This is a genomic window from Blastopirellula sp. SH421 (assembly GCF_057808535.1).
Genome location: NZ_CM173712.1, coordinates 5,249,928 through 5,267,572, shown reverse-complemented (window position 1 = coordinate 5,267,572; position 17,645 = coordinate 5,249,928). Strand labels below are relative to the sequence as shown.

Below are 17,645 nucleotides of genomic sequence, written 5' to 3'. Positions count from 1 at the left end.
GTTCTCGGCGATTAATGATTCCAGGCGAATTCAGAGGAGTTCAGCAAGACCCAAATCAAGTCTTCGACATGCTGGCTCCGGCTTAACGCAGCGTCGTGCATTCGCTCGACGAAGTAATCGGATTCGGCTTGGCTTGGACGGCGAGTCAGCACCGTCAGGAAAGCGACCTCCACGCTCGTTTCCTCGGTGGGAGAAAGCTGGGCGATCCGGGTTGCTGCGTTGCGGACGATGTTGTTGTCGGTTCGTTCTTTGACCAGTTTGCCGTTCATCATTAAGAGACGCTGTGGAATCGTGCCTCCTTGCTCGGCAAACTCATCTTCGCCTGCATCGCCGTAGCGCTGCAGGAATTCGTTATGCTCGCCGAAGTTAATCAACTGTGTGAGGATATGGCTCTCGGCGTCGAGCGTCTTTAGAGCCGCCGCTTGCTGAATCGCGCCGATCACCTGTTCGGGGCGAAGTCGAGTCACCGGATAGGCTGCCCAAGCATTTTCGTGAGCGGCAGTGATTTCGAAATCAGCTTGGCTATCGCGTTGGAAGGCTTCGGTTGCGACAATCACGCGAATCAGCCGCTGCAGGTCAAACCCATGGGCGATAAAATCATCGGCCAGCGGCTCCAGTCCCGCAGGATACTCGCCGGTCTCAAACGAGCCGTTGAGCGGGATGCTATCGACTGGTTCGATCAGCGGCTTGCCGGTAGTGATCGCCCAGATGCGGTTGATGATCGCGCGAGCAAAGGGGCGATTCTCGGGATGGGTCACCCAGTTGGCCAGACGCTCACGCTCGGTCGTCCCCTCTTGCAATAGCTGCTTGTTAAAGGGGACCTCCGACGAGACCAATGTCGTTTCGTCGTCATAGAGATACTGATATTCGTAGGTTGCACGCGTGTCGTCGCGAATCCCTACGAAAGAGTTTTCCGCTTCGCGAAAGAACGAAGCGAGCTGGTGGAAATCGCTTTGTTTCAGATCGCCCCCCATGTTGTCGTCATGGCATTGGACGCAATCGAGCCGAGTCGCCAGAAACGCTCGGGTCACACGTCCAGCCAGTTTCACCGGATCAGGACGTTGGGTGCCATCTTGATCAATAGTTGCAGTGACAAAATTAACCGCTGGCGCATCGGTCCAAAGTCCATTTTCGGAGATTAACTCGCGTGTCAGTTCATCATACGGCCGATTTGCCATCAACTGATCGCTGAGCCAAGTCAAAAAACGGCGCCCGCGATAGATGAGAAATGGACCATTTTCAGAGCCAACATAGGCTCGGCGGAGACGCTCGGCGACAAAATCGCCATAACGCCGATCGGCGAACGTTTTGGAGAGCCACCATGCCAGGCGATCGTCTGGGGGACGCCCTTCAAGCACGCGTAGCTCTTCGAGCGAGGGGATTGTCCCGGTTAGACCTAGTGAAATTCGTCGGATCTGCGTTAGCTCATCCGCCGGACCAGTAGGCTGCAAGTTGGCGTCCTCCCAGCTTTTTTGGAACTGATGGTCTACGCGATCGGCGACCGATTGAATCGCATTTTGTTCGCTTAGGGTCAGCGGGTGGGGGATTTGAGCAACCTGAGCAGGACGTTGCGGCACGACCAAGCCGCCTACCACGGCGGAAATCGCGATACCGCAAATGCCGAGAAATAGTAGATTTCGGAGCCACATGGTATTTTAAAATCCTTCCATAATCCCGTTGTACTAAGTACCTGCGCTGAAGGAAAATAGTTTCGTTGCAGAAAAATAGCTTGACGCGAAAACTAACTTGTTGCATTGGGGGTAATCCAAATGCAGGGGGGCGATTCCCCGGGCCTCTTCCTTTCTTGCCGATTCGATCAACGGGAACCAATGGCGACGATCACCGATCTCCTGGATGCAGTCGGATCTAACGAAGACCTAGTGGCCGCGTTACCATCCGCGTCGGAGGTTTCGGTGGTCGCGACGACGCCGGTTCGAGGGTGGCTGCGCTATTTTTTTGACACGATTTACAGCGTCAGCCAATGGACCTTCGGCTTGGTTTCGCTGGTTTTTCTGCTCGCAATTCTGGCGACGATTCCGATCGCGAACTTGTTGAGCTTGGGCTATTTGCTAGAAGTGAGCGGGCGAATCGCGCGGACCGGCAAGTTCAGTGCAGGATTTATCGGAATTCGCACCGCCGCAAGGATCGGTTCGATCGCGCTAGGGACTTGGCTCTTCTTCTGGCCGCTTCGGTTTCTCGCGGATTTGCGCGACAGCGCAAATTTGATCGAACCGGGCGGTCCGGTCGCTCAGCGGCTGACTATTGTGCTTGTCATTCTGACGCTGGCGGTTGGATTTCACATCGCCTGGGCTTGGTTCCGCGGCGGGAAATTTCGGCATTTCCTTTGGCCAGCCCCGGTGCGACTGTGGCGACAAATCCGAGCCGGCGGGATGTTCTCCGAGGCGCGGGACAAATGTCTGGGTTTTTTGGCGTCGCTTCGTTTGGGTTACTATTTTTCGCTTGGCTTGCGCGGGTTTCTGACAACCGTGGCCTGGCTGATTCTGCCGGTGGGCTGGATGATCGCCGCACGAGGGATCGAAGATCCGCCGATCGCGTTTCTGGTCAGCTTGCCGGGGATGTTGGCCTTTTGTTTTGTCTTGCTCTACTTGCCGTTCATGCAGGCTCATTTTGCCGCCGAGAATCGTTGGCGGGCGATGTTCGAATGGCGTGAAGTCCGCAAGCAGTTTCGGAATGCTCCGCTAGCATTTTGGTTGGCCCTGCTGATCACGTTGTTGTTTGCGTTGCCTTTGTATCTGTTGAAGATCGAGTTGATCGATCGCGAGATTGCTTGGCTACCAAGTCTGTTCTTTGTAGCGTTGATGTTGCCTGCAAGATTGTTGAGCGGCTGGGCGCTGGGTTGTGCGCGTCGCCGGGAGAAACCGACCCATTTCTGCTTGCGTTGGGTGGCTCGATTGGGAGAGATTCCGGTGGTGGTGGTTTACGTTTTTTTCATGTACCTGGCGCTCTACGTTTCTTGGAGCGGCGCCTACAGTTTGCTAGAGCAACATGCGTTTTTAGTGCCGGCGCCATTTGTCGGCGGCTAGTAGGTATGGATGCGGAATTTGCGGTTTTCCAAGTCAGCGATGGCTGCGCCTACCCCAATTGGCCTGCGGCAGTTACGATGAAACATGACCGCTCCCCCCTAAGTCGCTTGTTTCGTCCCTGGGACCTGTTATGCCGCGACGTAATCTCACGATCATCTTTGTCATCGCTTTCCTCTCGCTGATTTGCTACGGCGCCGCTAGCCGCAATCGGTTCATGCGTTTGTTTGGCGAATCGCTTGACATTATCTCGTACCAATATGTCCGTTCGATCGACGCCGAGACGCTATTCAATTCGGCAATGAACGGCATGACGATGGAGCTAGATCAAAACTCGACCTATATCCCGCCGGTTGAATTCGAGGACTTTCGAGAAGAGCTGGATCAAGAGTTCGGCGGCATCGGCATCCATGTCATGTATGACCAGGAGAACAACCAGATGCTTGTCGTGACGCCGGTCAGTGGAACGCCGGCCTATTTGGCTGGGGTCCAAGCCGGCGACGTGATCGTGGCGATCGACGACAAAAATGTAGATCAGGACGGGTTTGAAAAAGCGGTGCTACGACTTCGCGGCGTGGTCGGATCTAAGGTCAAACTGCAAGTACGCCACATTGGGCAGACCGAACCGACCGAGATTGTGGTTGAGCGGGCTCGAATTCAAGTCGCATCGGTCTTGGGGGACACGCATGATGGAGAGGGGAATTGGAATTTCTTTTTCGAGGAGTATCCTCGAATCGGATATATCCGCGTCGAGTCTTTTGGCGACTTAACTGCCGATGAGTTTCGTGTCGCTTGGGAAAGCATTGACGGCGATGTTGATGGCTTGATTGTCGACCTGCGAAACAACCCCGGCGGCTATTTGACTGCGGCCGAAGAGATCTGCGATATGTTCCTAGACGAGGGAGTCATCGTTTCGACCCGCGGGCGTGACGGCCGAATTGAGGACATCGCAGAAGCATCTCCCAGCGGTACGATCATTCCAAAAGACTTACCTGTGGTAGTGCTGGTCAATCAATTTAGCGCCAGCGCCAGCGAGATTGTCGCCGCTTGTCTGCAAGATCATGATCGGGCGGTCGTCATCGGGCAGCGTTCGTACGGCAAAGGAACAGTCCAAAGCATCTTTCCGCTGGATCGACAACAGCGAGCATTGAAGATTACGACCGCAACTTATTGGCGTCCAAGCGAGCAGAACATTCATCGGTTTCCGGACTATGGAGATGACGATCCCTGGGGCGTCTCGCCTGACGAAGGATTCGATATCAAGCTCTCGGACGAGGATTTGAAGAACATGCTGCGCTCACGCAGTCTCCGCGATGTCGACCGTTCTAATATCGCCGACAAAGCGGCGATTGAGGCGCGGGAAAAATCAGAAGAAGAAATCAAATTGGATGGTTTTGTTGATCCGCAGCTACAGAAGGCGATTGAGTACATCCAGTCGCGGCTGAAAGATAAAGTCGCCGCGAGTTAGGTTCGCCCGAGCTTTCCGCTGCGGGATGAATCTTCAATCGGAATGAACTCGCGGACGCATTTGTCAGAGATGGCAGGCCCTACTTTGCGGATTCATCGCAAAGCTTAACAGTCATTTACAAACGCGTTTGTAAATCTTTCTAGTGACCTGACAGACGCTGCCTATTGTGTGGTTTGCGTTCACTTTTCAGTGCGGGACGCAGATCGTCAACGAGTTCGGGGTTTCTGGCGATTCTCGGCGATTTTTTCTCAAGTCGCGATTCTCGGCGCCGCGGTTGCTATGGTAGTGCACCGCTGATCGATGCAACGAGTGCTCAATGACGACCTTTCTAGCGGAGCAGCCCAATGGTAAAGAATATCGATGCGTGGGACCTAGTAGGAAATCGGATGACTTCACCGCGCAGAGCGGTCGATTCGTCACGCTATGTCGTTTACCTGCTCAAGACGCTGCATGAGATCGAGCAGTGCGGCTATCTCATCGCCGAAGAAACGGACGAAGCGGATCTGCCACTTGATACGACTACGCCCTCTTTTCCGCCTGTTCGCTACGACCGCTGGGCGACCAATCCCACCGGCGATGAAGACATCTGAGATTGATGTTGCGTCAACCGGCGGCCTGTTGAGCTAATCTACCGGCTGCTACGCGTTCACCAGCGTACCAATCTCGCGCAGTTTCTGCTCCACTTCATCGGTGGTGAACGGTTTCGTCAAATACGACTCGCAGCCCAGCAGAAAAGCTTGCAGGCAGCTGCGCGTGTCGCGAGACGATGTAATCATCACCACTTTGGTGCCATCGCTGCCGCCGAGTCCCATTTCGGTTTCAGCCGCTCGCAACGCTTGAAGTAGTTCTTTGCCTCCAGAGCCCGGCATAATCAGGTCGACAAAGGCGGCGTCATACCGGCGCTGGTTGTCGTCAGCGCTCAATATCATTCGCAATCCAGTATCGGCATCAGCCGCTTCATCGCAGATGCCATGCGGGGCCAACATGTCCGAAAGCAGGGCGCGTGTCAGACGATCATCGTCAATCACCAGGAAACGCATTGGACGGGCGCCGTTATTCGAGTTCGATGCGGCGATGGAATTTTGCGAAGTCATGTGGATAGATCACTATGAATGAACGATGAGAAGAGTAAGCCGAAACAAGATCGCTGCAATTCATACACGACATCCAGGCGTTAGACTCACTTGCGTTTCAACCATGGTGAAAATCTCTGGGTGATCCTGCGTGGGCTTCGCATAACGTGCCTGGGCCGTTCGGTAACCAACCAAACTATAGTTCAGGATTTTCTCTGCTATCCCGATTTCAGGCGTCACTGCGTAGTTTCCGTAGGTGGACCTCTACCGATTCCGCAAGTTTTTCCGGGTTGTATCCCCCTTCAAGAAGCGAAACGAGCTTGCCGCCTGAATAGGAGGCCGCCGCGTCGAGCACGATTTGCGTTAGCTCGTCGTAATCCTCGGTCTCCAGGCCGAGATTGCCAACTGGGTCGGCCGCATGTGCGTCAAAGCCGGCGCTAAGCAGGATCAGTTCAGGGCGGACCTTTGCTGCAATCTCTTCGAGAGCGCGCTCGAATTGCCCGATGAAATCACGCCGCGAAACTCCAAAACGGAGCGGCAGGTTCCGCGTATAACCGAGACCGGCGCTGTGTCCGGTTTCTGTTGAATCACCGGTCCCCGGATAGAAAGGGTAGCGATGAACCGACAAAAAACCGGCTCGTTCGCTTTCCCAAAACGCGTCTTGCGTACCGTTGCCATGATGTACGTCCCAATCGACGATCAGCACGCGATCGACATCCAGTCTGGTTAGCGCGTATTGCGCAGCGATCGCGACATTGTTGAATAAGCAAAACCCCATCGCCATCGTCGGGGTCGCATGATGCCCTGGAGGACGGACCAGGCAGAGGGCATTGTGGGAATCGCCTGACAAAACGCGACGAGTTGCATCGATCGCGGCGCCAACCGCCAGCGTGGCCACATGGTACGAATCTGGAGAAACAGCGGTATCGACTTCAATTATCCCCCCTCCTTTTAGGGAGAACCCTTCGACGGAGCTCCGCATCGCGGCGGTATGTACCAGCTGGATCTCTTGGGAGGTCGCGTGCGCCCACTCAGGCCGTATGCATTGCTCTAACAAGCCGCTTTTCTCTAGTCGGTCGGTCACAGCAAGCAGGCGCTGGGCCGATTCGGGGTGGTTTCCCGTGTCGTGCTCTAAAAACTCATGGTCGCTGTAGAGTAGGGTCATGGGAGTTTTAGGGGTGAGCAAAAGTTGTACCGCTTGCATTAAAATTGACAGCATCCCTATTCCGCAAGTAGTCTGAAGAGAAGCCCAAGGTATGGCAGGACTAACCTGCGATGTCCAAATCGGTTAATTTACGCTGATCTCGCAAACTTCTCTTCTGACTTTTCTGGCACTCACCGCCGTTTTCGATCCTCAGGTGGAAATCATGAAATTGCAAGCAATGGCTATCGCCTTTGTGTTCTCCCTTCTTTTGTGTGGAGACATCTGGGCTCAGCAATACAAAGCGATCCCCATGAACGTCCCGGAATTGAATCCGGATGATTCCAAGATGCGCGCCGGGGTGACAGCGGCCAAGATGGAGGTCCAGGAGTATATGCGGCGCAAGCCGTTGGATGACGCCGGAAAGCAGCTAATGACACGCTTCTTTATGGGAGCGTACTTTCCTAGCTGGACAGCGCCTGCCAACTGGACCAGTGTCGACGTGAAGCGTCACGACTTTATGCGGAATTTTAATGGCCCCTTTGATACGCAGGCGACCAGTAAAAAAGAACTGAATCAATTGACCTTGCAAGCGATGACGGAGATGTCGAAGCCCGACTATCACCCTGTTGTACGCTACAACGCGATGCTGCTGATTGGCGATTTAAATTCGCAAGAGTTTGACACGTTCAGCAAATCGCCGGTCTGCCCTTATCATGGGGCGCTCGAAATTATGCTGAAGACGCTGGAAGATCCGAAATCGGATGATGTGGTGCGTGTCGCGGCGATTCTCGGAGCTTTACGACATGCTCGTTATGCTCAAAGCACTCCCAAGCCGGCTGGCGAAGCGATGACGCTAACCGACATTGAACGCTTGACCAAAGTCGCCAATCAGCTGATCACGTCAGAAGTTGCCGAAGGACATTCTGCCGATGCGCATCAGTGGACGCAGCGGCGCGCAATGGATATCGTCCGGGCCCTCTCGCCTGGCTTTCAGACGTTGTTGGCTTCCGGCAGCAATCAAAACGTGACTAGCTCGATTCGAAAGTCATTGGAAGGGATCGCCAAATCGCTGGGGCAAATGGTCGAAAGCCCAACTGCCGACAAGTCGCTGCGTATCGATGCAGCGATGACGTTGGCCGCGCTGCCGAGCGATGATGCGGTGATGAAAAGCTTCGACCCCAATCTGCAAGTCGGAATGGTCGCCAAGCTCGCTTCACAGTCCGTGGATGAAGACATCACTTGGTTTACTGATCAGCTAAAAGAGATGCGAATGGGGGGCCCAGGCGGCTCCTATGGCCTCGAAGGCGCCTATCCGGGCGGAGCGATGCCGGCGGCTGAATACGGCGGCTATGACGATCTCATGGGGGGGCCCGAAGGAGAGAAGAAAAAGCCCAAGAAAAAGGAGTTTGTCAACACCAACCCACCGCTGCATAGCTTGCAACTCACTTTCCGTCGGCGCGTGAAAAATGATGTCGATACGCTGAAGGTCAGCTTGGTTGGTTCGGATGGAATTCCTGCAGATCTCAGCAAGCTGAAGAGTGGTTTGCTTCGATTTGTGCCGAACGCCGAAGAGCAGGCTGCGATCATCGATCTATCGAAAGCGATGGATGAGTTGATTGTTGCTACCGACGCCGAAACGACCGACTCAGCCGCTCCAATGGGGCCGAATGTCGGCACGATACCAATGGATCCGTTGACCCCCTACGAAGATCTAGCGAAGAGCATTAAAGAGAAACAGACCAAGCTAGAACGCCTAGCCAACAAGCTGGCCGCCAACGCTGGCGTCGTGGCCGGGAATGCTGCAGCCGAGTCGGCGGCGCCGGCGAGTGCCGATATGCCGTTTGGCGCACTTCCCGGAGCTGCGCCTGCTGGCGCTGCACCGCAGCGTCCAGCTGCTGATCCTGCTGCGGCCAAACCGCCTGCCGCGGCTGCTCCGAGTGCTGATATGCCGTTTGGCGCTATTCCTGGAGCGGCGGCTCCTGGAGCCGCAGGCGACGGCGCAGCAGCTCCTATGGCGCCGGCAAAATAGCCGCATTCGCTGATTGCTCTTGTCTGCGCACCGATAGATAGCTATCAACAGCCGCCGAGGAAACTTCCTGCGAGCGGCTCTTTTTATGCTAGCACTGCGCAATTTGGCGATTCTGCTCTCGGTCGGACTTACGGCCGCTGGATGTATCGTTGCGCGCGAAACGGTCGACTCCGAGACTGCCGCCGGCGCCAACGGCACGTTGGAGACGTTGTTGGAAACGCCTACGCCGTCGCTTGCGCCGCCAGAAGAACGCTCCACTTCCGCCCAACGTTCACATAAGTTTGAGCTGGCCAACGCAGAACGGCGTTTGCAGGCGACGATTCAGTTGCCATCGCGCAGCGGGCTGCGCGGCCAGGTCGTCGAAACCGACGGCTGGCGGCAAGTTGCAGCCGATCGACGATTTCTGGCTCCCTATTACCGCCAGACTCACTGGCGTCATCGTGAGTTAGAACTGGTCTTAAAGGATGAAACCGCCGCAGCAATCTTGCAAGCCGCTACCGAATCCGAGGATCCGATGGTACGGGCAACGGCTGCGATCGGACGGTCTCGCAGCAATCAATTGGATGCTGAGGAGTTAATCAATGCTGTCCAGAACCGAGAATTGCCAGCTTCGACGCGTTGTGCGGCGTTAGAAGCGTTGGCTTTAGCCAACGATTTGACGGCGATTGATCAACTATACGACGCGCGCGAAACATGGCTGGAGGCCGATCCGTCGGTCGCCACGCAACTGCTCGACGCTGAAAAGTTAGAGTCCGAGCTGATGTATGCGTTGTCGTTGCGAGACAATGTTCGCCGTGATCTGCGTGTGGTCGAAGCGCTTGCTTCCCCTTACGAAAACGTACGAGCCGCGGCTCTAGACGCGATGTACCTTGATTGGCGTGGTGAACTTCCCGCTGAAGCGGCGCAGTTGTTGGAAGATCGCTCCGAACTAGTCGCTGCTGCGGCCCTGCGAACCGCGGCGCCACTGGACATGCTACGTGCCGCTCTGTTGTCGCCGGAGATGAGTCAGCGACGCGACGCCGTCTATGGGTTGGCTCGCTGTGGTCAGCCAGCGGCGATCGAAGCTTTGGCGACGCTAAAGGATAACGCGCCGATCGTCTGTTTAATTGCGGCGACCGACGTGTGGGCGATTCGCGGAGACTTTCAGCGGATCGCGGAACTGGCGACACATTCCGAGCACCGCGTGCGCAGCGCCGTGGCTGAACTGCTGGCGATCGATCAAAAGCAAGAGCTAATAGCTATTGTTGCCCCGTTGTTAAACGATCCCAGCATGCAAGTTCGTGATCTTACGCTTGATTCGCTCGACCAGTGGCCGAAACAGCCGGCGACCGCGGCAATGCTAGTCGCACTTCGTAAATCACAATCCCCCTATTCTGGCAAGGTTATCGCTCGGCGGCTGGCACTTCGAATCGGGGCGCCGCAATTGGAGTCCGACGAAACCGTGGAAGAGGTATTGGCTCGGCTTGAGAAAGTCTGGCGCGAGCAATTCGATTCGACCGCCGAAGTTGCCATTGCTCCCGCTGAACAGCGTATTTCGCAGCAAACTGCGCTGAAGCTTTTGCAACTGGTGCGACAATACGAACAGTCGGAAACAAGCTCGCAGGCAGCGCTACTCAAAGAGCAGTTGCTCGCCCAGCACGAGATCTTGTTGGCGACGCTCGACCAGTTCGCCCCAGAGCTGGCAGGCGTTCCCCTCAACCGCTTGTGTACGCAATTACTGCCGGAAATAAACGAAGATTTCGCTGTTTGGAAGTCGGCGACGGAGGATTCTGCCCGAATGCGACTCTCGGCGTTGCGTCAACTAGAACACGCGAGCCGAAAACATTTGTTGAATCAATATCTGCTTCAACTAATTTCTGAATCGGTGAGGCTGGACGCTCCCGAGGAGGAACTGCACGCGATTCTGGAAATCGTACAGCAAGACAGTCGCCCTGCTGCGGCACGGATTGTTGGCTTGGCCTTGCATCATCGAGCGGCGACCATTCGCCGGCAGTCGGTCGCTTGGTGCGAGCGGTTCACGAGCCACGATTACAGCGGCATGCTCTCGACGATGCTCTCAGACAAAGATCGCGGCGTTCGCTTGGCGACGGCGATGACGTTGCGTCATTACCCCGGCGCCGAAACCAAGACGGCGCTATTGGGAATGATTGGCGACAGCGACGACGAGCTGGGGGTCGCCGCCGCCGGTTCGCTCGCCTACATGCATGTGCCTGAGGGAGCCGATGCGCTGAATCGTTATTCTCGCCATCGAGTTGAGCGGACACGGCGCCTAGCTGCCGATGCGATGGGCGCCAGCGGCGACGAAACTTTCGCACCGACGTTGATTCGGATGCTGGGAGAATCGATCAGCGTGCAGCACGCAGCGCTACAAGCGCTGCCGAAAGTGGTTGGTGAAGATATCGCCGCCAAAGAAAAAGGGTTCCGCGACTCCAATTCGCAGGTCGCAGCATGGCAGGCTTGGTATGCGGCGAAACAAACGAACGACTAAGTCAGATCCAGCCTTCAGCGTGTAACGTAATAAGCATGCAACGGGCGCTAGCCCGAGACGTGTGGTTCCTGCGCAACCAGGATCCATGTTAGTCGACCGAAGCAACCGCGGAATTCTCTTTTGGCGATGCGGTGACCAGCACACAACCCAGTGCGTAGGCGCTAAAGATGGCTCCGTTGAAGACAATGTCTCCGGCCATCGTATAGCGGAAGAAGGGGATCGCGGCGGAATAGCATTCGATGAGCCCGGTGAGATTGGGGGCATACATCGGCAGCCCCATTCCCGCGGCCGTCGCAGCCCAGACGGCGAAATTGCTGGACACGAAGAACAAGATTGAGCCAATGACCGAAGCTCCTCCCAGCATCAAGCCGCTGGTCAGCTTGCCAAGCCAAGTCTGCGTTTGGGGTTGAAAGCGGCGGAGCACTACTCCCAGAAACACGGGAAGCGACAGCGCCACATAGACGGTCAACATTACCGGCCAAGCATAACCGCCAATCAGGACGTCGCTGAGCGTAGTGATCCAGATCGGCACCATCAACGCCCAGCGGACGCTCGAAAGCTTGTAGCCAGCGAACATCGCCAAAGCGGCCGTCGGTGCGACGTTGGGATAGCTGCACAGCATCCAGCGGAGCGCGACGCCGATTGAGATCAGTAGCAGGACCAGCAACAATCGTTCAACGGTTTCTTTTTTCATCGTTTGCTCGCATCGACACATGGTTTAGTCCTGGCCATCTTACACAGTTATTCGTATCGCTGAAAACGCCACAAAACCACGTCGCCAGGGGCGATTTCGATCAGTTCGCAGCTACGTGTCGCTAATTTACCATTCACGCGAAAAATCCAATTTCGCCCATTTCCTTCGTTTTTGACATCATCGATCGAAAAAACGAAGCGAGTTTCACCCGATCCGCGATTTTGCAGCACAAAACCCCGCGGGTGTTTGCTGGCTGCCAAAGTCGCACCGAAGACGTTTTCGTGCTGCTTCCAAGCAATTTGGGTGTAGTGCTTTTCGCAGCCATCGCCGAAATCGATCACCACTTGGACCGTTTTTTCGGGTTCTGCCGAGTGGGATGTACCTACGAGTCCGGCCAGAGCAATGCAAATACTGAAAAACAAACGCCGAGCGATCATGGTCGATATCCTGCCAAATGGTGGGTCAAAGGCCGGCATTTATTTTAGTCGCCCTGGAGATCTCTCGCGAGAGAGTTGGCTGCACTGCCGCGGCGGGTCCGAAACGCTATAATTCCTTCGATGAATTTACCTTACGTCGCTGTGACCGGCGACGAGCAGGATTACTCGCGCAGAAGGACGCCGCTCGATGTTACCGACCGCGACGATTACGCTCTCGTTTCCCCAAGCCGGTATCGCACTGCTGACCTTCAATGACCCGGGCAAAGGCGCGAACATCCTCAGCCGTTCGGTGATGGATGAACTAGCGGTCCACCTCGACGAGATCGATGGATGCGACGATATCTATGGCTTGGTGATCAACTCAGGAAAGCCTGGTATCTTTATTGCAGGCGCTGACATTCGCGAGTTTGTCGCGTCGGTTGGAGCCGAGCCTGCCGAAATTGTCGCGATGAGTCAGCGTGGACAGCAACTGTTTGCGCGACTCTCTAGCAGCCGCTATCTTAGTGTCGCTGCAATCGATGGAGTCTGTGTCGGCGGGGGCGCCGAACTGGCCGTTTGGTCGGATCGTCGGATCCTCTCGACCGGCCCGAAGACCGAACTTGGCTTCCCGGAAGTGAAACTTGGCATCTTTCCTGGTTGGGGCGGTACTGTCCGTCTGCCGCGAATTGTCGGTCTAAGCAACGCAGTCGAAATGATCACCGGCGGCGAGTCGGTCTCGGCCATGGCCGCCGCAAAGATGGGCTTGGCCGACGATGTTACGTCTCCGGACGATCTGGTCGCCGCCGCAATCCGCATGATCGAGCAGGAACAAACGACCAAGTCGTATCTGCAAGAACGCGAGATTCGCGCCGCCGCGATCGAACTGAGCGAAACCGAAATGGGTTTCCTGGGAGCTACCGCATCCGCCTATATTCAAGGCCAAACCAAAGGTCAGTACCCAGCGCCGATGGCGGCGCTCGAGACTTTATTAGGCGGCTCGATGGTGGACGCTGCGTCTGCGCTGCAGATGGAAGCGGAGGGGTTATCTCAGCTGTTTGGCACTCCGGTCAACGCCGCGCTGATGAACGTCTTCTTTCTGACCGATCGCAACAAAAAAGACGAAGGGGTCGACCATGATGACGTGGAGAAGACCAAGATAGACTCGGTAAGTGTGATCGGGGCCGGCATCATGGGGGCTGGGATCGCTGCGGCAAACATCCGCCGCGGCATCTTCACGACGTTATCGGACGCCAGCGCCGAGGCCTTGCGACGCGGAGTCACCGGCGTGCTGGACGAAGCGGCCTATGATCGTGACGCCGGCAAAAAAACGATCGCCAAAGCGGTGGAAGCCGCCGCGATGCTGAACGCTTCGGTCAGCGACAGCGAAGTCACCGCGTCCAAGCTAGTCATTGAAGCGATCGTCGAAAATACCGAGATCAAACGCAAGATCTACGCTCGTTTAGAACCGCAAATGGCGGATGACGCGATCTTGGCCTCCAACACGTCGACGTTGCCGATCACGCAATTAGCGGCCAATTTGGCAAAGCCAGAGCGGTTTGTGGGGATTCATTTTTTCAATCCGGTTCGCAAGATGAAGCTGGTCGAAGTGATCCGCGGCAAGCAGACCAGTGACGCAACCGTTGCTTCTGCCGTGGCTTTCGCCAAGCGGCTTGGCAAGTTCCCGATCGTCGTCAATGACGGGCCAGGTTTCCTGGTCAATCGACTTCTCTTTCCCTACATGAACGAGGCGTTGGCCTTGTTGCAGGAAGGGGTTTCAATGGAGCGGGTCGACAAATGTGCGAAGAAATTTGGCATGCCGCTCGGCCCGATCATGTTGTACGACATGGTTGGCATCGACACGGCGTTTTACGCCGGACGGACAATGTATGACGCGTTTCCTGATCGGACGCTCGCGTCGCCGATTTTGCCGGCGCTAGTCAAAGCAGGCAGACTTGGCCAAAAGTCAGGGCTCGGCTTTTACAGCTACGAGAACAAGAAGAAGAAAGCCCAACCTGATCCGGCGTCTGCCAAATATATCGATCCCTACATTAAAGGGATGCCGCGTGATGAGTCAGATGCTCAGCTGATGGATCGCTTATTCCTGCCGATGCTGCTCGAAGCGACTCGTACGATCGAATCCAAGATTGTCCGTGATGTTCGCGACATCGATCTTGGTTTGATTTTCGGACTCGGTTTTCCACCGTTCAAGGGAGGTCTGATGTTCTGGGCTGATACGATTGGCGCCAAAGCATTGGTCGAACGTCTAAAACCTTGGGAAGACCTTGGTGTTCGTTACAAGCCGACCGAGCTGTTGCTTGAAATGGCCAGCAGCGGCAAGAAGTTTTACGACCTGTAATCACGATCGATTTCCGTCGGCCTCGGCGGTAACCCAACAGAAGGATCACGGCGATGACACAAGCCGTAGTGATTGATGGAGTTCGCACGGCGATTGGCCGTTCGCATCCCGAAAAAGGCGTCTTTCGTGACGTTCGCAGCGATGATCTAGCGGTTGCCTGCGTTGAAGCGATCTTGTCGCGCACCGGCGTGCCGCCGCAAGAGATCGAAGATGTCATCTTCGGCAATACGCAGCAGACGCTGGAGCAAGGGCTCAATGTCGGGCGCCTGATCGGGCTGATGTCTGGCGTTCCACACACCGCCGGCGGCGCGACGATGAACCGACTTTGCGGCAGCAGTTTGCAAGCGCTCAATCAGGCGGCGCACAGCATTCTGGCCGGTGGCGAAGATGTGCAGATCATTGGCGGGCTCGAGCACATGCAGCATGTCCCGATGGACTACGGACTCGATATCAATCCGAAGCTCTTTCAGCAAACGTCCAAAGCGGCGCTGATGATGGGGATTACGGCTGAGTTTTTAGCGCAGACTCAAGAGATCACCCGCAAGGATCAGGATGAGTTTGCGTTGGCCAGCCACCAGAAGGCGACCTCCGCATATGCCGCAGGCGAGTTCAAAAACGAAATCGTCCCGATCTACGGCCGTAATGAGGAAGGCCATCGTACGCTGATCAGCATGGATCAGTGCGTGCGAACCGACGCCAGCATCGAGGCGCTCACCGCGCTGCAACCGGTTTTCATGCCGGGCGCCGGAACCGTCACCGCCGGCAATAGTTCGCCGCTCAACGACGGCGCAGCAGCGCTGCTGCTGATGTCTGATGGAAAAGCAAAAGAGTTGGGCTTAAAGCCGTTAGTGCGTGTCGTTGCTACGGCCGTCGCTGGCGTGGATCCCAGCGTGATGGGGACAGGGCCGATTCCCGCCACCAAAAAAGCGTTGAAACGAGCCGGTCTGAAAATCGAAGATATCGATCTGATCGAACTAAATGAAGCGTTTGCATCGCAGTCTCTGGCCTGCATCCGAGCACTCAAAATGGATGTCAGCAAGGTCAATGTGCGCGGTGGGGCGATCGCGATTGGCCATCCGCTGGGCTGCAGCGGAGCTCGCATCGCGACCACATTGATTCACGCGATGGTAGACCGCAAGGTGAAGTACGGCCTAGCGACAATGTGTATCGGCGCTGGTCAAGGTATCGCGACCATCTTTGAGCGGATCGACTAAGCATGTCGGCCCCGATCCATGGCGAGTCGATGTTTGAACTGTTTGCCCGTCGCGTTGCGGCAAGCGGTGAGGCGCCGGCTCTCTGGACGTTTGAAGCAGGAGAATTTCGAAGTTGCACGTGGAAGGATCTCGCGGCCGATGTCGCTGCCGTCGCTGCTAGCTTACGACGGCTCGGCATAGTACCCGGCGAACGGGTCGCGGTCGAACTTCCTAATTGCCATGAGTGGATCGTCGCCGACTTAGCGCTGGCAGCTATCGGCGCTGTAAGCGTGCCGCTGCATGTCACGTACAAATCCGAAGAACGCCTGCGACTGATGAAGCATAGCGGCGCCAATCGATCGATTCGCTCGTTAGGGTGCGATGACGAAGATTCTTTTCAACCCGGCCACGACAATAAAAATGTCAGCTTGGTCGATCTGATCGGAAGCACGGAACTGGAATCGTGGGAGTTTTTGACCGTCGATGCTGGGAACCTGCGCGATTTTTCGCCGCCAGATCCAACATCGCTCGCGACGATCGTCTATACCAGCGGCACCACAGGTGAGCCGAAAGGGGTCATGCTTTCGCATGCTAACCTGGCGTTTGATGCGCTGGCGCTGGTCGAAGCGTTTGAGGACTCGGCCGCAGATCGTCGGCTGACGTTTCTCCCGTTCAGTCACTTGTACGCGCGAACGTGCGATCTTTATACGTGGATCATTTTGGGGAATGAGTTGGTTTTGGCCCGCTCGCGTGAGACGATTCTCGACGACTGCAAATTAATGCGGCCGACGTTGATCAACGGGGTTCCCTATTTCTATCAAAAGTTGGCCGATGCGATTCGCGCTCAAGGCAAGATCAACGAGCCAGGCACGCTGCAAAAAATGGTAGGTGGACGGTTAAAGATGTTCGCCAGCGGCGGCGCGGCGCTCGCCGATTACGCGGCGGACATCTTCGCCAAACAGGAATCGCCAATTCGCAATGGTTACGGCCTTTCAGAATCAGCGCCCGTGATTTCGGCATCGTCCAAAAAGATCTATCGACCGCGTAGCGTTGGCAAGGCGCTTCCTGGTGTCGAACTAAAGATCGCCGCTGACGGTGAAGTGTTGACGCGCGGCCCGCATGTTATGCTCGGTTATTATCACGACGAAGCGGCGACCGCGGCCATGATCGACCAAGACGGTTGGCTGCACACCGGTGATCTGGGGAGGCTGGATGAAGATAACTTTCTGTTCATCACTGGGCGAAAAAAAGAATTGATCGTCACTGCGACCGGCAAAAAGGTGGCTCCGGGGCAAATTGAAGCGGTCCTCGCCTCCGACCCGCTGATCGCTCAGGCAATCGTCATCGGCGAAGGTCGCAATTTTTTGACGGCGCTGATTGTGCCGGATCCGGACGAGTTGCGACGGGAGATTCGCCGGCAGCGGTTATGGGTTTTTTCTAAGCGAGGGGCGCTGCGTCATCGCAAAGTCTTGGCGACCTACCGGGAGCGGATCAATCGCCTGCTCGCCGATCATCCAAAGCACGAGCAGATTGCCCGATTTACGCTGATGGGGCGCGGTTTTACGCCTGATTCTGGGGAGATGACCCCTAAATTATCCCTCCGCCGCGAGCTAATTCAGCAGAATTGCACCGCCGAGATCAAAGCAATGTATCGATAGTTAGCAAACTAGTGTCGTATCGAATAGGAGATTCCTGACGTTTGTAACCCTATGGGAATTCAGGGTTTATGCGGCAATCTTGGCG

13 protein-coding genes are annotated in these 17,645 nt (G+C 55.9%); 8 read left to right on the top strand and 5 right to left on the bottom strand.

Annotated elements, in window-relative coordinates; all coding sequences use genetic code 11:
- Window positions 1-11 precede the first annotated feature (11 nt).
- Window positions 12-1,649 carry a DUF1553 domain-containing protein gene (locus SH421x_RS21215; protein WP_488852019.1) on the bottom strand — a complete coding sequence of 546 codons (1,638 nt, stop codon included), beginning with the start codon at window positions 1,647-1,649 and terminating at the stop codon, window positions 12-14.
- 180 nt (window positions 1,650-1,829) lie between these two features.
- Here SH421x_RS21215 and SH421x_RS21210 point away from each other — a divergent pair, with 180 nt between their 5' ends.
- The 3 genes from SH421x_RS21210 (at window position 1,830) to SH421x_RS21200 (ending at window position 5,099) form a co-directional block, all read left to right on the top strand.
- Window positions 1,830-3,044: a DUF4013 domain-containing protein gene (locus SH421x_RS21210; protein ID WP_488852018.1), complete on the top strand. Its 1,215-nt coding sequence runs from the start codon at window positions 1,830-1,832 to the stop codon at window positions 3,042-3,044.
- Between the two features lie 130 nt (window positions 3,045-3,174).
- On the top strand, window positions 3,175-4,509 hold the full coding sequence (locus tag SH421x_RS21205) for a S41 family peptidase (RefSeq protein ID WP_488852017.1): 1,335 nt from the start codon (window positions 3,175-3,177) through the stop codon (window positions 4,507-4,509).
- Window positions 4,510-4,853: 344 nt separating this feature from the next.
- Entirely contained in the window at window positions 4,854-5,099 is a 246-nt protein-coding gene (locus tag SH421x_RS21200) for a hypothetical protein (protein WP_488852016.1), read from the top strand.
- 48 nt (window positions 5,100-5,147) lie between these two features.
- Here SH421x_RS21200 and SH421x_RS21195 read toward each other — a convergent pair whose 3' ends face one another.
- Together SH421x_RS21195 and SH421x_RS21190 are read right to left on the bottom strand one after the other, a co-directional pair.
- The gene (locus SH421x_RS21195; RefSeq protein WP_488852015.1) at window positions 5,148-5,603 is read right to left on the bottom strand and encodes a response regulator; all 456 of its coding nucleotides are present in this window, start codon (window positions 5,601-5,603) and stop codon (window positions 5,148-5,150) included.
- A 208-nt stretch (window positions 5,604-5,811) separates the two neighbouring features.
- A complete protein-coding gene (locus tag SH421x_RS21190; protein ID WP_488852014.1) occupies window positions 5,812-6,801 on the bottom strand; it encodes a histone deacetylase family protein in 990 nt (329 codons plus the stop codon).
- Window positions 6,802-6,949: 148 nt separating this feature from the next.
- Here SH421x_RS21190 and SH421x_RS21185 point away from each other — a divergent pair, with 148 nt between their 5' ends.
- Both SH421x_RS21185 and SH421x_RS21180 read left to right on the top strand, forming a co-directional pair.
- Window positions 6,950-8,755, top strand: coding sequence for a hypothetical protein (locus SH421x_RS21185; protein ID WP_488852013.1), 1,806 nt, complete (start codon window positions 6,950-6,952; stop codon window positions 8,753-8,755).
- 85 nt (window positions 8,756-8,840) lie between these two features.
- Window positions 8,841-11,243, top strand: coding sequence for a HEAT repeat domain-containing protein (locus tag SH421x_RS21180; RefSeq protein ID WP_488852012.1), 2,403 nt, complete (start codon window positions 8,841-8,843; stop codon window positions 11,241-11,243).
- Window positions 11,244-11,331: 88 nt separating this feature from the next.
- Here the strand turns inward: SH421x_RS21180 and SH421x_RS21175 are convergent, their stop codons facing one another.
- Both SH421x_RS21175 and SH421x_RS21170 read right to left on the bottom strand, forming a co-directional pair.
- Window positions 11,332-11,937: a DUF6580 family putative transport protein gene (locus SH421x_RS21175; protein WP_488852011.1), complete on the bottom strand. Its 606-nt coding sequence runs from the start codon at window positions 11,935-11,937 to the stop codon at window positions 11,332-11,334.
- A gap of 47 nt (window positions 11,938-11,984) precedes the next feature.
- Window positions 11,985-12,374: a DUF4430 domain-containing protein gene (locus tag SH421x_RS21170; RefSeq protein ID WP_488852010.1), complete on the bottom strand. Its 390-nt coding sequence runs from the start codon at window positions 12,372-12,374 to the stop codon at window positions 11,985-11,987.
- A gap of 187 nt (window positions 12,375-12,561) precedes the next feature.
- Between SH421x_RS21170 and SH421x_RS21165 the strand changes: the two genes are divergently transcribed.
- The 3 genes from SH421x_RS21165 to SH421x_RS21155 are packed head-to-tail and all read left to right on the top strand — an operon-like array spanning window position 12,562 to window position 17,560.
- Window positions 12,562-14,709, top strand: coding sequence for a 3-hydroxyacyl-CoA dehydrogenase NAD-binding domain-containing protein (locus SH421x_RS21165; protein ID WP_488852009.1), 2,148 nt, complete (start codon window positions 12,562-12,564; stop codon window positions 14,707-14,709).
- Between the two features lie 53 nt (window positions 14,710-14,762).
- The gene (gene fadA, locus SH421x_RS21160) at window positions 14,763-15,923 is read left to right on the top strand and encodes an acetyl-CoA C-acyltransferase FadA (RefSeq protein ID WP_488852008.1); all 1,161 of its coding nucleotides are present in this window, start codon (window positions 14,763-14,765) and stop codon (window positions 15,921-15,923) included.
- 2 nt (window positions 15,924-15,925) lie between these two features.
- Complete coding sequence (locus SH421x_RS21155) at window positions 15,926-17,560, top strand: AMP-dependent synthetase/ligase (RefSeq protein WP_488852007.1); 1,635 nt, start codon at window positions 15,926-15,928, stop codon at window positions 17,558-17,560.
- Window positions 17,561-17,645 lie beyond the last annotated feature (85 nt).